General features: G+C 44.3%; 11 protein-coding genes. 6 read left to right on the plus strand and 5 right to left on the minus strand.

Features of this window, described 5'->3' with window-relative positions:
- The first annotated feature begins 381 nt into the window (after positions 1 to 381).
- From rfbA to ABYP33_RS13365, 4 genes are all read left to right on the plus strand, one after another.
- A complete protein-coding gene (gene rfbA, locus ABYP33_RS13350) occupies positions 382 to 1,266 on the plus strand; it encodes a glucose-1-phosphate thymidylyltransferase RfbA (RefSeq protein WP_373091547.1) in 885 nt (294 codons plus the stop codon).
- 378 nt (positions 1,267 to 1,644) lie between these two features.
- On the plus strand, positions 1,645 to 2,199 hold the full coding sequence (locus ABYP33_RS13355; RefSeq protein WP_373091566.1) for a class I SAM-dependent methyltransferase: 555 nt from the start codon (positions 1,645 to 1,647) through the stop codon (positions 2,197 to 2,199).
- A gap of 76 nt (positions 2,200 to 2,275) precedes the next feature.
- On the plus strand, positions 2,276 to 3,271 hold the full coding sequence (locus ABYP33_RS13360; RefSeq protein ID WP_373091549.1) for an acyltransferase family protein: 996 nt from the start codon (positions 2,276 to 2,278) through the stop codon (positions 3,269 to 3,271).
- Between the two features lie 145 nt (positions 3,272 to 3,416).
- Entirely contained in the window at positions 3,417 to 4,157 is a 741-nt protein-coding gene (locus ABYP33_RS13365; RefSeq protein ID WP_373091551.1) for a hypothetical protein, read from the plus strand.
- Between the two features lie 34 nt (positions 4,158 to 4,191).
- Here ABYP33_RS13365 and ABYP33_RS13370 read toward each other — a convergent pair whose 3' ends face one another.
- The 5 genes from ABYP33_RS13370 to ABYP33_RS13390 are packed head-to-tail and all read right to left on the minus strand — an operon-like array spanning position 4,192 to position 10,867.
- Positions 4,192 to 6,231, minus strand: a complete 2,040-nt coding sequence (locus ABYP33_RS13370) for a glycosyltransferase (protein WP_373091553.1) — start codon at positions 6,229 to 6,231, stop codon at positions 4,192 to 4,194.
- Positions 6,232 to 6,262: 31 nt separating this feature from the next.
- A complete protein-coding gene (locus ABYP33_RS13375) occupies positions 6,263 to 7,420 on the minus strand; it encodes a glycosyltransferase (protein ID WP_373091555.1) in 1,158 nt (385 codons plus the stop codon).
- Entirely contained in the window at positions 7,417 to 8,559 is a 1,143-nt protein-coding gene (locus ABYP33_RS13380) for a glycosyltransferase family 4 protein (protein ID WP_373091557.1), read from the minus strand. The genes ABYP33_RS13375 and ABYP33_RS13380 overlap by 4 nt, the downstream gene beginning before the upstream one ends.
- Positions 8,560 to 8,606: 47 nt before the next feature.
- Positions 8,607 to 9,908 carry a hypothetical protein gene (locus ABYP33_RS13385; RefSeq protein ID WP_373091559.1) on the minus strand — a complete coding sequence of 434 codons (1,302 nt, stop codon included), beginning with the start codon at positions 9,906 to 9,908 and terminating at the stop codon, positions 8,607 to 8,609.
- Positions 9,902 to 10,867, minus strand: coding sequence for a hypothetical protein (locus ABYP33_RS13390; protein ID WP_373091561.1), 966 nt, complete (start codon positions 10,865 to 10,867; stop codon positions 9,902 to 9,904). The genes ABYP33_RS13385 and ABYP33_RS13390 overlap by 7 nt, the downstream gene beginning before the upstream one ends.
- A 673-nt stretch (positions 10,868 to 11,540) precedes the next feature.
- On the opposite strand from ABYP33_RS13390, the gene ABYP33_RS13395 reads away from it, so the two are divergent.
- Both ABYP33_RS13395 and ABYP33_RS13400 read left to right on the plus strand, forming a co-directional pair.
- A complete protein-coding gene (locus tag ABYP33_RS13395) occupies positions 11,541 to 13,787 on the plus strand; it encodes a polysaccharide biosynthesis tyrosine autokinase (protein ID WP_373091563.1) in 2,247 nt (748 codons plus the stop codon).
- Positions 13,788 to 13,920: 133 nt separating this feature from the next.
- Positions 13,921 to 15,003 (plus strand): UDP-glucose/GDP-mannose dehydrogenase family protein (locus ABYP33_RS13400; RefSeq protein ID WP_373091564.1); only part of this gene is annotated, 1,083 nt, incomplete at its 3' end.

The following is a 15,003-nucleotide window of genomic DNA, read 5'->3' on the forward strand; positions in this document are numbered from 1 at the left end:
GTCATACCTGCGAAGGCAGGTATCCACGTGAGCGCAGCGAATGCCGTTGGGTGGTAAATGCGAGACGTGAGGTACAAGGCCAAGGTATAGACTCCTGCCTGCACAGGAGTGACTTAATTAGTTGTCATACCTGCGCAGGCAGGTATCCACGTGAGCGCAGCGAATGCCGTTGGGTGGTAGATGCTAGGCGCGAGACGCGAGGTACAAGACCAAGGTATAGACTCCTGCCTGCGCAGGAGTGACTTAATTTGTTGTCATACCTGCGAAGGCAGGTATCCATTGAGCGCGGTGAGGACTTTGAGTCTCCAGCTCAGTGCTTAGGCGAAAATAAATTAATATTGGGCCTGATGTTTGTGACATCAGGCCGGTGAGGGAAACACCATGACCAAGAAATACAAAGGCATTATCCTCGCCGGTGGCTCCGGCACCCGCCTTCACCCCATCACCATGGGCTGCTCCAAACAGCTGCTGCCCCTCTACGACAAACCGATGATCTACTACCCTCTGTCGGTATTGATGCTGGCGGGGATTCGCGATGTACTGGTCATCTCCACCCCCACCGATCTGCCCGGCTTCCAGCGTCTGCTCGGTGATGGCAGTCAGTTCGGGATTAATATCTGCTACGAAGAACAGCCCAGTCCCGACGGGCTGGCCCAGGCATTCACCATCGGCGCTGACTTTATCGGCAGCGATAACGTCAGCCTGGTACTGGGCGACAACATCTTCTACGGCCAGCATTTCAGCGACATACTCAAGGCCGCCGTGGCCAGGGAGAGCGGCGCCACCGTGTTTGGCTATCACGTCACTGACCCCGAGCGCTTCGGGGTGGTTGAATTTGGCGACGACGGCAAGGCGATTAGTATTGAAGAAAAGCCCGCCCAGCCCAAATCCCCCTATGCAGTGACTGGCCTCTACTTCTACGACAACGAGGTGGTGGAGATCGCCCGCAATATCCAGACCTCTCCCCGGGGCGAGCTGGAAATCACCGATGTGAACATGGCCTACCTCACGCGGGGCGAACTCAACGTGGAAGTGCTGGGACGGGGCTTTGCCTGGCTCGATACCGGCACCCACGACTCCCTGCTGGAGGCTGGCCACTTCGTGCAAACCGTCGAACACCGTCAGGGCCTGAAGGTCGCCTGTCTGGAAGAAATTGCCTACCGCCAGGGCTGGATCTGCCAGAGCCAGCTGTTGGAGCAGGCCGTCGGCCTTAAAAAAACCGGCTACGGCCAATACCTTCAGCGGGTCGCCGAAGGCTACAAGTAGCGTATGTGGAGGTAATGTCGAGAAGATATGTTATCGTTTTGAGCCGCTCTTTATTACCAGTGGTAGCTGTGGAATGCTACTTGCAAGTACTTTAATTCTGTCTAATTTATAGTATGCCGATGGATTGAGACTAACTTCATTAAAGGAATTTATACAAATCGCATGGATGTCTTTCGAATTCCCGCAGAGAGAAAATCTCTCAAACAACTTTTCCGACACATAAAGCACTTTTTTCTTGCGTATATATACGTTGGAGATAATCGATTCTGTCCTTTGTGTGAAAGATCATCCAAAAAGTTCCTCGACTATGGGGTTACAAAAAGAACTGATGCTGAGTGTGTGCACTGTGGTGCTTTGGAGCGGCACCGTTTGTTGTGGGTGTTTTTGAGAAAAAAAACCGATATTTTTGAACCGCTCAATCGAAGGGTTTTACACATTGCGCCTGAAAAATGTTTGGATGATCGCCTGAAAAAGATGTATGGAAGTAGCTACCTTACCGCCGATATACAGCCTGGGTTGGCAATGGAGTGCATGGATATAACGGACATCAAATACAATGATGAAACTTTCGATGTGATTTTTTGTAGCCATGTACTGGAACATATTAGTGATGACAAAAAAGCCATTAATGAACTTACCCGTGTTTTAAAGTCAGGAGGGTGGGCGATTATTTTGGTGCCAATTGACGGTGATTATACCCATGAGGACCCAGCAATTACGGACCCCAAAATGCGGGAAGAGCTTTATGGGCAATCAGACCATGTGAGGCTGTACGGGTTAAAAGATTATCTGGGGTTGTTAGAAAGTACCGGCCTTGAGGTGTCTGTGTACTTCCCTCAAGACATATTACCACCGGAAGATATCATACATTTTGGGATAATCGAAAATGCTGGAGAAATATTTCTTTGTAAAAAACCATGTCACAGTAAGTGAGTGCGGAATAGTAAGTTTCTGGAAAATTAAAATAACTTGAAGGGCTTTCATAAAACAATACTGAAAGGACGCGGAGATGGCGGAAAGGACACAATTTTTACAATTTATTCATAATATTAGAGGCGTCGCAATACTATTTGTTGTGATGGCTCATTGTATTACGATTGTTGATATAGGGCAGCCCCTCTTAGTAAAGGGAGTAGTGGAGAACGCCGCTGTCGTTTTTGTTGCCATAGCCGGGTACTTGTTTTCACTTTTAATGAATCGCTATACATACCTGACATATCTCGAAGCCAAATTGAAGTACGTAGTATTGCCTTATATTATTATGTCTATTCCGGCAATTTTAATATATTTGCTTAAAATAAAAACGACACACAGTTGGTTGGACATGGAATGGTTCTACTCACAGGGAATGGCCATTCAGTATTTATATTTAATGATCACAGGGGCACATCTGGGGCCAATGTGGTTTGTACCAATGGTTATTATTATTTACGTGTTATTTCCCGTTGTTAAATGCGGAAAAGATTATGGCCTTCTTATTCCATTGTTTCTTCTATCGTTGTTGGCAGCTTTATATTTAGGTAGGCCCAGTCTGAATTCCAATATATTACAGGCTGCCATATACTACTTTCCGGCTTATGTGGGGGGCGTACTCTGCGCATCTGAACAAGGGATATATTCGAAATTTTCAAAACATTCATTAACCGTGGCTATTGCGTTTTCAATTTTATGGGTGATAGCGATTTACACTGCTAACTATGATTCACGTTGGGATCTGGTTTTTAAGCTGGCGTTATTTTGGGTGTTGCTTGTAGTAGGAGAGAAGTATTTAAATTTTACATCTCGTCCGCTAGGCGCGTTGGCCAACGCGAGTTTCCCGATCGTATATGTGCATGGGTATTTTATTGGTGCAATTAGATTAATGAGTGAAAAATCAATAATCAATTTAAGTGGTTATATTGAATTTATAATTGCGTTTATATCAGTGGTGGCGCTGTCGTACATGTCATATGCCGCAATTAGGCGGGTCGCTAGAAATTATAGCAAATATATTTTGGGGGCTTAATTTATAGGCGCAACAATGAGAGTGTGTTGTATATAGCTAGCCAGGTTTTCATTCGCTTGGTTTAGGTGGGGGCAGAAGGGTTTCAGTCATGCGCAAGGTGTACGCTATTTACCTCGCTTATTATCCTGATGTACGGGGTCGGGGAATGAGCCAATTTTTTAAACAAGTAAAATTTATAACGGGTAGCAATCCTGTGGAGTGTATTGTGAATAATTCCGGGATTGACTATCCAAAAAATACCATTCCAGGAGATAACCGCGCTTGGGAGTTTTCAGGATTTCAAAAAGGAATTGATTATCTCGGAAAAAAAATGGAATTTGTTGAGGGTGATATCTTTGTAATTGCAAATGATACCTACTCTTCTCACAGAAATTTTAGTATGCTGGACTTGCTATGCTACAAGATGGCTGTTAATCGAATAAGGTTGGAGCCAACGCCGTTCATAATAGGAGAAAAATGCCTTCTTGATAAATCTTCTAAAGTGAGCGGGCTGGATATTGATTCGTGGGTTTCTACATATTTTTTTGTTGCCAATGGAAGATTCATAAAAAATATGGGCGGGTTTGTTAAGTTTGGCGACAGCGACGGAATTGAGGTCTCAGATCGCGGTGTTGAATTTGGTGGCGCAGTAGATGATGATTTATGTCGTCATATTAATCGCTGGCTATTTCCTGAAGGTGAGAAGGGTTGGTATCGTGCCAAGAACTCTGATAGTGCATTATTGAAGAAAAAGGCGATATCTATATTAAATGAAAAATACTTGTCGGCTAAATGCATTGCGGTTGGCGGTCAATTATATGATGTTTATAGCTCTTGGTTAGGTAAGGTAACGAAAAAAATAAATAAGCGACTAGTTCAAAAACATGCGAACCTTGGCGGTAAATAGCATCCAATAATTGGAGGCATACTATTTTTTCGCGTTAGTCGATGATTTTTTTTCTCAATTCTTCGCAGGATTTTTCCCAGGTAAATTCAGATCGTGCGCGCTTGTATGCGCGCATACCCATTTCAAATCGGGTTTTGTGATCAGTCGAAAGTTTTCTGATTGCTGATGCAATTTGAACAATATCGTCGGGATCTACTAGAAGTCCGGTTTTTTCGTGAATAATTGCTTCAGGGATTCCGCCGCTTTGTCCGCCAATTGAAGGCAATCCTTTGGCCGCCGCTTCAAGAAACACTATTCCAAACCCCTCAACGGCAGGAATTTTTTTAATAAACTTTGAGCATAGTATAAAAAGATCAGCATTATGGTATTCGGTGTCAAGTTGATTGTCGTTGATATCGGTTTTAAACTCTACCATGTCACAAAGTCCACTATTCAAGGCCAATTCTTTTAAAGGTTCCAGTTCTGGCCCGCTGCCAACGACGGTGTAGCTGAAGTCTATGTCGTTGCTTAGCAACGTAAGTGCGCGTATTACGGAGTCTATATTTTTATGGGGTACTAGCCTCGATACGGTAAGTATTTTGATTTTGCGAGCGCAGTTTCGCTGTAATGTGTCTAGAACGATAAAGCTTTCGGTAGATACACCGTTATGTATAATCGAAATGTTCGCCGATTTCTTAGTGATGGATCGAACTTTATTAGCTGTGAACTCACTGACTGCGATAATGTGATCCGCATTGCGGAGCGCCCAAGATTTGATGGGCTGAAACAAGCTGCGTAATATCTTTTTAAAATTAGAGTGAGATTCAAATAGTTCAACACCGTGGCAATAGATAATAACTTTGATATTTGACCTAAAAATTCTTGTTAAAATTGCAATAAGGCCCTCTGGAAACCATTTTATAGCTATGACGGTAGTATAATTTCCGAATAAGATGGTGCGAAAACATAGGATTAAAAAAGAACATCTGGAAAGCGTTATGTCGCTATGTCTGTCGCGGGTGGATGTTTTCTTTTGACGGGACACAACAAAGGTCTTTATCTGGTTATCTGCCTCAAGGTGTCGCTCTAGTTCGACCGCGCATGTGCTTACGCCTCCTCTGTCTGGTGGGTACTCTTCTGAAAGTATCAAGCAATTTACTGTGTTCACGGAGAAAGTATCATTGGTATGTGCTTGCTTCCAGAGTGATAAGTCTCGGTGAATCAGTCTTTCAACTAACTCGATCTCAGGTTCATATAACTTCTGAAGGTTTTTTCTAAACGGTGGTGTTAGCGGCGGCCTTCGTGCCGGATATGTGTAGAAACTATCTAAAAAATAAAGTATGCCAAGGCTTTTAATGCGCAGTAATTTTTTTATCGCGATCCAGAATGGCTGGGTAATAAGCCGTAATTCCCGTACAAACATTGCCAATTTTGGCGCCGAGAAGTGAGTGTTTGCATTTTCAATTGGAAATGTTAGGTTTTCATGGTTTTGTATGCTAAGAAACTCCAGGAGTTTGCGATATTCGTTATGTGGTTCAGCGACGAAATCGTCAAACAGGATTACGTGAACATTTTTCCGTCCAAAAATTTCGAATGCACGTTGAAGTGATTGGCCAATTCGACCAACTGATTCGTATTCATACATCAGTCTAAATTCTTTACAATTAGCGGGAATTAAATCACCATTAACACGCTGAGATTGAATCCTCCACGCAATCGAAAAGTCGGTCTCTGTTTCAATGCCGAGTTTGACCAATTCTGAATGGAATGCATAAACAATATCGACCGGGTTTCTGAGCATGACCAGTACCTTGGAATTTGGGTTAAATTCTTTAATGGTCTGATATGCTATTGAAGAATGGCTGTATTTAGTGGAAGCATCGATTAGTATGATTTTATTGGCGAAGTCCTGATAAAGTGCTAAATATTCACTTTTTGTCTTATAGATAGATGGTGCTATGTCAGGAGAAAAATAACCAGGCTCTTTGTGACTCGGAACAAATACTTGCGGATGCTGAGATAGGTATTTTACCATCGATGTTGTTCCGCACTTTGGAAATCCCACTATAAAAAAATTGGGTATGCCGATGTTCATTGCAAGTTCCTGTTTAAGTATTTTACAAGATTTATAATTGCTGACAAAGGTTTCTAAAATCGACACACATTTTTTTGGCTGTGAAAAATTTTATAGCTCGACTTCTAGCCGCGTTTTCCATAACCTCTCTTTCTTTTAAGATGGGCAGGTGCGACAATATTTCTGCCAATTCTTTGGCATTGCCAGCGGGATATAGATAGCCAGTTTCGCCGTCAACTATAATTTCAGTTGGGCCGCCGGAGTCGCTGGCTACCACAATTTTTCCGCAGAGCATCGCCTCAACTATGACGCGGCCGAACGGTTCCGGGGAGGTGGAGCAGTGAACAACTACCTCACATAATTTCATGTAATCAAAAATATTTTCCTTGTGCCCGAGAAAAATAATTCTATCATTGACTTTTAACTCTTCAGCTAGCTTTAATAGTGAAGATTTGTAGCTGTCGTCTTCAAATTGGGCGCCGCCAACGAATATTACCTTGTGTTTTGGTAGGTCTTTTAAGGCGTTAATTAGTACCTGTTGACCCTTCCAGTGTGAGATTCGGCCGAACATGCCAATGAGGCTAAAATCTGTCTTCCATTTAATTAATTGGCTTACTGAGTGTTCGTCATTGATTGATTCTGGACTTGTGTTAATTAATGCATCGTTCACGCCTGAGTATATAACTACTTCTCGCTTGCAATACATTCCGGATTTCTTCCATTGATGTAGTGATGCTTGTGAGTTGAGGACAACTACGTCAGAAAAAAGTCTGGCAAAGGTCTTTATGACTAAGCGCGAAAATAAGCTGAAATGACTTGATGATACAATGTCGTTCATAAACCAAATCAATTTTTTATTTCGGAGAAGCGTTGCAAGGGAAAATATCAAAAATGATTTTTGAGACATGCATACAATAATTTTTACGTCTTTAGTCTCCTTTCGCGCGAAACTGAGAAGCTTTATTACGGTGGGTATAGATCGAATAGCACTGAATATACTACTTTCTCTTCGATATTGATTAAGAGATTTACTGTCTTTGGCAACGGTAACATTTACGCCGTAATTTTGAATGGTATTCTCCAGAGTGCCTTCTTCAAGTAACACTACTCGAGAGTGTGGCGTGGCTTTTATGAGTTCAAGCATTTTTATTTCTGCGCCACCAGGGTTTCCAACATGAGTTGTAAACAAGATGCTATTCCCGGTCGTCATGTCGTGTGCTCCGGAGATGGTCGTGACGCAAGAGAGGTATTGGACTCCACAATTCTATGAAACCTCAATTTGAATTCCGTTTTGGAAAATCGATTCGAGCTTTGCTTTATCTCAATCGGGGAGAAGCTTATGCCGTGCTTCTCATACAGTTCTACCGCAGAAACAATAGCATTAGCAGTCTGGCTTTCAAAATGAATACCCGTTTTTCCATGTTGAACGATTTCTGACGCGCCACCTTTTTTATAGGCTATTACGGGAGTTCCTGATGCAAGGGCTTCGGCAAGGACTATACCAAAATCTTCTTCGGCAGCGTATACAAAAGCTCGTGCACATGAAAAGTGCCGCCTGAGATCGGAAATCGGAAGTCTCCCTGCGAAAACGACATTTGAATTAGCCATGGCGCGAAGCCTGCTTTCTTCTGGTCCTCTACCGATAACGACGAGCTTTTTGTCAGGCATTTTATTGAATGCTTCAACTATAAGATCGATTCTCTTATAGGGAACTAAGCGACAGCAAGTCACGTAATAATCATCTTTATCTTGATTAGCAGAAAAGAGCTCCACGTCGACTGGCGGGTGTACAACTTCGCTGTCGCGGCGGTAGCACTTTTTGATCCGCTGGGAAATAAAGGCTGAATTTGCAACAAAAACATCAACGCCGAATGATGATCTAACATCCCAAGTGCGGGCCATCGCGAGGAAAAAACGCGCAAAGATTGAAGATAGCCCCTTTTCTAGCCGGGATTCTTTAAGGTACTGTGCTTGCATATCCCAAGCATATCTCATTGGAGAGTGGCAGTAGCAAATATGTATATTTTCCGGGGATGTTATGACCCCCTTGGCCACACTGGAGCTGCTGCTGATAATTAATTCGTAATCGGACAAGTCGAACTGTTCTACAGCAAATGGCATGAACGGAAAATATGTTCTGTATAGCCGCTTCGCGAATGGAAGCCTTTGAATAAATGAAGTATTAACAGGTTTTTGATAGCCTAACTCATCCAACTGTTCGTCCGTCATAAAACACACTGTCGAAAACAGATCTGCCTGCGGGTATAGCTCTAGCAATGCTGCTACAACTTTCTCTGCGCCGCCGCAATCGACGAGCCAGTCATGTATGATTGCTACTTTGTTAGACATACGGTCACTCCTTAACCAAGTATTCCATTTCTGAATGTAGAAGTGGACTAACCTTTCGCCATGAGCAGTGTTGCTTTAGTGCGAATGAACTTTGTTTCTCTAGCTTTTCGTGCAAAAACCATTCCTACGTACATCCATACAGGCACTTGGGTGTAATAGAAATTTGCCCAAGTGAACCAGAACATTAAGCTGACTATGTAGTACCAAAAAAAATACCAGCGAATTTCGCCTCGATTCTGGAAGCTCCAGTCCCTTTGACGGATTCCGGAATATAGTACCGCAAGATTAAACATCACGAAGAGCGTTACTCCTAAATATCCTCTTTTCAGATATTCCCAGTACACGCCGATATGTACATTATGATTGTTGAAGACGGTTCCTGCAGTAAGGTAGGCATCGTAGCGAGCTGATGCGCCGAATCCCAATATCACATCGACTGGTCCTGCTTCTTTTTTGAATTTTCTTTCAACGCCCTGAATCTCGTACAGTCTATCAGAAATGGATACGCTTTTGCTTGTTGTGCCGGAACGGGCTATAGAAATAAGTTGGTTGAGTCGGGCCAATGATCGGCTTTCGGTCTTTTCAATTTTGTAATCCTGAATCGCTATAGTAGTGACTGCGACGAGTGATAGGGCCGCTGCTATCGCTGCGGCCAAAATAAGCTTGTTCTTCTGGGATATTTCGAACAGGGTGACAGTAAGAAATATAAGTATCCAGCCAATGAGCGTTCGGTTTAGATTGGGGATGATAGGAGCCATATAGGCAATAATGATGATGAGTGATACTAATTGTGCAAAAACTGAGTGTTTGTACGTGGCGCTAAATAGCATCAATATACTGAGAGCGATAAATCCTGGTTCCACAGCAGGTGACATGCCATTCGCAATCTGCACTGTTATGTGTATAAGTATGAGTCCCGTGAAGAGGCTTCGGCTTAAATTTGAAGTGGCGTTTGGTGATACAAATCTTCCGTATATGTAAAAAAATGCCATGCAAATAAAAAAGAAGAGTTGTTTCAAAAAAATGATATCGATGCGTTCGTTTAAGAAGCTGTTAAGTATCGAGTAAAAGTTGAGGAAAAGAAAAATTAAAAAAATAAAATCGAGGGTGTTGATTATCTTCAGTTTTCGTATGGGTACATAAAGAAACATGTACGCTGCTGCAGCTATGATCGCAAAACTGGAAAATAGGCTTCGTTCTTGAGTAAGAAAATACAGGCTTTTCCCTTGAATGACTACGAAAAGTATGACGACTATCTCCATTGCTAAAAATGGGAGAAGTAGCGGGATAAACGCAGCGTGGTTTTTGCGGGTTTCGCTTAAATTTCGGTATGCATATTTGGTCAACATAAGCATGCTAGCCAATATTTTGAAACAGCTTCTTTTCCATAGTGGATTCTGGCGTCATTGAAAACGTCATGCCGATTTATTCCGGCTGAAGTGGCGCACAGTATGGATTCGATTGTAGGCTGGAGGTTGTTCAAGTTATGGAAGATGTAGTCGCCGACACAGTCTTTAGGGCCATGTGGGCGGCGGCTCAGTGTCAAGCAGCCAGAAGATTTAGCCAGATAGTACGTTCCGGATACGATTGCAGTGTGCTCGTCGTGAGCGATCACTACCGTCGAATGACTCATTAGTAATTGCTTGATTTCATTATTGCTTAGTCGACGGTCGATGATGTTCAAGGTGATGCCCTTTCTTTTTGAGACCTCCTTTAGCGTGGAAAGGTAGGTCGGTGAGTCACATTTTCCTGCAATCGTTAATGGTATTGTGGTCGGCCAATGTTCAATAATTTCGTCTACTTTTTTGTAGCGTTCGATCGCGCCAATAATGATAAACTTACCGTTCAGTGTGCCTTGTTCTGTTAGCGGGAGCACCTCCGAATATAGTGGGTGTGGAATATAGCTATACCCGGGGAGCTTGCTATTGGGTAGGTGGGTTAACTTTTTGTATGAAAGGCTCTCTTGCAGGCGAATGATGATTTTTGACAAATACAGTGATAGCTTTTTTGCTCCATGTGGTTGGTAATTGTGACGTACATAAATTAATTTTGATCGTGTGCAGGCAATGAAAAGTAGTAATGCGAATATTTTGAATGTATTGATCCATTTGACTCGGCCGTTTGATGCGACGCAATGGGATTCGAGCCAGTTAGTAATCACTATGTGTGGTCTTATGAGGTCGCCAATTCGAAGCTGGTATATGTCGGCAATCGCGTAGCCCAACGACTTAATGATTTCCTGGTTCAGGCTATTGTAAGGGTTGTCCTGATTGCTGTATGGAAAATATATAACTTTATTAGGGTGCATTATGTGCATGCCTTTCTTGCAGACGGCGTAATACCGTCGAGCGGTAAAGTTGTCGAAAACCTTATAGTGGTGCTCAGCTAGCGAGCCGTTCTGCCCTGTAGTAGGGCCAGTGAAATTGGGTAATTGCGAAATGGGAGATATCCTTTTCTCATTAATTCATCCATTAGGTATGTTGGAGTGAGTGCAGCTAGTTTCGTGCCAAGACGTCTGCAATTTAGGGATACTTCGGTTGGTAGAGCGCATCCGTCGCTTGGCATTGGCATATGGTTAATTCTGTAAAAAATGATAGCAAGATGAACGATATGTTGTAAATGTTCCATCCTTGTGAATGTTTTTGGTGCGACAAGTCTTTTTTTGGTGCGGGCGGTGGAAAGGCGGCGAGGGTTCCTTTATGATTGCAGCGCCCTATATTAGATGGCTCTGCAATTTAGAGTAGTTGGTATTGTTGTTGCTAGGAAGGCGTTGAGCTTCATTTCATCCTTTTGTCGGCTTGATTGCGTGCAAAAGTTGAATACCGGTTTTCAAGGAAGAAGTATGAGCTTTGCAAGTATTTATCCACAGTTTCCCCCCCCATTGAGCCATTCACTCGTCTCGTGTTTTCAACCCGCTTTTGGTTTTTCGCTTCGTTGATAGCTAGTCTATCTAATCTCGTTTGCCCTGCTTTGGTGAAATAATGAATTCGTCCAATACAAGTAAGAACCTTCCGTATGATGTTGAAGAGAGCGAGGTGGATCTGAGTGCGCTGTTGGAAAAGCTGGTTCAATATCGGTTTTGGCTGTTGTTGTCCGTATTGATCTTCTTGGGTGTTGGGTTCTTTTATCTCTGGGTTACGCCACCTGTTTATCAAGCTAATGTTGTGATTCAGGTGGAAAGCAACAAGAGCATTATCCCGGGAATGGATGAGGTGACAAGTGCGTTAGTTGCATCATCAGGTACTTCGACGGAAATAGAGCTAATGCGTAGTCGTACGGTGATAAGCGAGGCTATTGATCGCTTGTCGCTGGATCTGCTGGTTATGCCGAGATATTTCCCTGTTGTAGGTGAAGCAATAGCCCGCCAAGGCGGTTCTGCCAGTGAGCTTAGAGAGGCGCCGTTGGAATCATTACGAAAATATGGCTGGGGTGGTGAATTTCTCGACTTTTACAGATTTGTCGTTCCGCCCTCTATGACGGGGCGAGAACATGTGGTTCGGTATCTTGGTAGCGACGAATATGTGTTGCTTTCCCCTGAAGGTCGGATTCTGCTTCAGGGTGCCGTGGGCGAAGTTCATCAAGGATCGGGATATCAAATAGGTATTCAGTCAATTACCGCGTTGCCGGGTACGGAGTTTATTGTTCGTCGGCAGGATCGATTAGATACCATTTTAAGCTATCAAGCACTTTTGAATGCATCGGAAGTGGGTGCCGATACGGGAATTATTGAAGTTACGACGGAGAGTAGAGATGCAGATTTGGCGCTGCGATTTCTTGATATTGTTACAAAAAGTTTTATTCGAAGAAATGTCGAGAGGCACTCTGAAGAGGCGTCTAAAAGCTTGGATTTTTTAAAGGGGCAGTTGCCCGAAATTACTGAGGAGCTCGAGAGATACGAGGCGGAATTTAACCAGTATAAGGTCGAGGTTGGATCGGTAGATATTAGTTTAGAGACTGGGGCATTGCTCGATCAGATTGTAGGAATTGAATCCAGTCTTGCGCAACTAAAAATGGAGAAAATTGAGCTCGAAAGCAAGTTTAATCCGGGACATCCCAGTTTTGATACGCTTCAAAACAAGATAAATGAGTTGCAAAGTAGGAAGGCGAAGCTAAACGGGCAGGTTGCAAATCTGCCGGAGACTCAGCAGGAATTGTTTGGTTTAAGGCGAAATCTCGACGTAAGTACCGCTGTTTATACTCAAATGCTGAACAATATTCAGGAGCTGGATATCGTTAAGGCAGGCACGGTGGGTAATGTCCGTATTGTTGATGAGGCGATTGTCAATAGAAAAGCTCCGGTAAAGCCAAAGAAAATTCTCGTTCTCATGGTTTCGCTCTGTTGTGGTGTTGTGCTGGGTCTGGTGTTGGTTATAGTGAGGGAAAGTCTCCGTAGAGGAATAATGACCGTTGCTGATCTGGAGAAATTGGGTTTAGTCGTATACTCTTCGATTCCATTGTCAAATCATCAGGAAAAATTAGATGGCCAGAAACAGAAGCTTGGTTGGCGTAAATTGGGCGGGGTCTCGGAAGTGGAGCCGAAGCTTTTGGCGGCATTAAATCCTGCGGATATTTCTATCGAAGCTTTAAGAAGCCTTCGCACGAGTTTGCACTTTGCCATGCTTGAGGCTGAGAATAATCTCATTATGATTTCAGGGCCCAGCCCGGGCGTAGGTAAGTCATTTATATCGGCGAACTTAGCGGCGGTTGTAGCTCAAACAGGAAGGAGAGTCCTTGTTGTCGACGCTGATATGCGCCGTGGTTACATGCACAAAATAGCTGGTGTTGGTGTGGAGCCTGGCTTGTCAGATGTTTTAGCGGGGCAGATAGGGCTTGATGAGGCGATTCGGCCGACAGATGTTGATGGCTTGTTTGTGCTGGCTCGAGGATCGGTTCCTCCCAACCCCTCGGAATTGCTTATGAGCAAGGGTGTTCAGTCAGTCTTTGATAGTGTTGGTTCAACTTTTGATCTTGTTATCGTGGATACTCCCCCTGTTATGGCGGTAACTGATGCGACGATTGTAGGTCAGTATTGTGGGGTGACGATGTTAGTGACTCGATTTGGTGTAAGCCTCCAGAAGGAGATAGAAGTGACCTCTAAACGGCTTCTGCAAAATGGTATAACGGTCAAGGGAGCTGTGTTAAATGCGGTAGAGCGTCCCGCGACTAGTTATGCATATGGTTATGGCTATAGCCATTATAGCTACGATTACTATGGGAAAAACAATTAGTTACGCACGCGGTTTCGATGTTTTACCGGTGCGCTTATTACTGCTAAATGCGGTTTGAGCGGGGTATACAGGCCCAGTGTCATGCCACATGAAATGGGGATCGAGTTCATATTGGTGATCTAAAGGGTATTGAATGAAAGTCACTGTTTTCGGCATAGGCTATGTCGGTCTGGTTCAGGCCGCTGTTCTGGCCGGCGTGGGCCACAATGTGGTGTGTGTTGATGTAAACGAAGCCCGAGTGCAGCAATTGCAGCAGGGGCACATTCCTATCTATGAGCCGGGTCTTGAGTCGTTGGTGAAAGCCAATGTTGAGACCGGTCGCTTGATATTCACCACCGATGCCGCGCTCGGTGTTAAGCATGGTCGTATTCAGTTTATTGCGGTGGGTACGCCGCCAGACGAAGATGGCTCTGCCGATTTACAGTATGTGTTGGCAGTGGCAAAGACCATTGCCAGGTATATGGAGTCGCCCAAGATTATTGTGGATAAATCCACTGTGCCGGTGGGTACTGCCGATAAGGTGAGCGCCTGTGTTGCAGAGGTGCTGGCGGGTCGAGGCGTCGATTTTGGTTTTGATGTGGTGTCTAACCCCGAGTTTTTGAAAGAAGGCGCGGCGGTGGCCGATTGCCAGCGACCAGACCGGATTGTAATTGGTACCGATAGCCCCGCAGTAGAAGAAAAAATGCGTGAGTTGTATGCGCCGTTTAACCGCAATCACGAACGCATGATTGTGATGGATGTGCGCTCAGCAGAGCTAAGCAAGTACGCCGCCAATTGCATGCTGGCGACGAAAATCAGCTTTATGAATGAAATGGCGAACCTAGCGGAATTGTTGGGCGCCGATATTGAAAAGGTGCGGCAGGGCATTGGTTCTGACCCGCGTATTGGTTACCACTTTATATACCCCGGCTGTGGTTACGGCGGGTCTTGCTTTCCTAAAGACGTGCAAGCCTTGGTTAAAACCGCCGAGAAAGTGGGCTATACGCCGGCCTTGTTGACGTCGGTAGAGCAAGTGAATTACCGCCAAAAAGATAAATTATTTGCGCATGTGCAGGCCTATTTTGACGGTGATTTGGCGGGTAAACGCATTGCCTTGTGGGGTTTGTCGTTTAAGCCCAACACCGACGATATGCGCGATGCGCCAAGCCGCGTGCTAATGGAGAAATTGTGGGCCGCTGGTGCGGTGGTGCAGGCCTTTGACCCCGAGGCGATGAAC

It is taken from the genome of Zhongshania sp. (assembly GCF_041584495.1).
GTDB lineage: Bacteria > Pseudomonadota > Gammaproteobacteria > Pseudomonadales > Spongiibacteraceae > Spongiibacter.

What these genes read in the sequence shown, in the direction of transcription:
- rfbA (WP_373091547.1), top strand. Translation starts at nt 382, where the DNA reads ATGACCAAGAAATACAAAGGCATTATCCTCGCCGGTGGCTCCGGCACC.
- ABYP33_RS13360 (WP_373091549.1), top strand. Translation starts at nt 2,276, where the DNA reads ATGGCGGAAAGGACACAATTTTTACAATTTATTCATAATATTAGAGGC.
- ABYP33_RS13365 (WP_373091551.1), top strand. Translation starts at nt 3,417, where the DNA reads ATGAGCCAATTTTTTAAACAAGTAAAATTTATAACGGGTAGCAATCCT.
- ABYP33_RS13370 (WP_373091553.1), bottom strand. Translation starts at nt 6,231, where the DNA reads ATGAACATCGGCATACCCAATTTTTTTATAGTGGGATTTCCAAAGTGC.
- ABYP33_RS13375 (WP_373091555.1), bottom strand. Translation starts at nt 7,420, where the DNA reads ATGACGACCGGGAATAGCATCTTGTTTACAACTCATGTTGGAAACCCT.
- ABYP33_RS13380 (WP_373091557.1), bottom strand. Translation starts at nt 8,559, where the DNA reads ATGTCTAACAAAGTAGCAATCATACATGACTGGCTCGTCGATTGCGGC.
- ABYP33_RS13385 (WP_373091559.1), bottom strand. Translation starts at nt 9,908, where the DNA reads ATGTTGACCAAATATGCATACCGAAATTTAAGCGAAACCCGCAAAAAC.
- ABYP33_RS13390 (WP_373091561.1), bottom strand. Translation starts at nt 10,867, where the DNA reads ATGCACCCTAATAAAGTTATATATTTTCCATACAGCAATCAGGACAAC.
- ABYP33_RS13395 (WP_373091563.1), top strand. Translation starts at nt 11,541, where the DNA reads ATGAATTCGTCCAATACAAGTAAGAACCTTCCGTATGATGTTGAAGAG.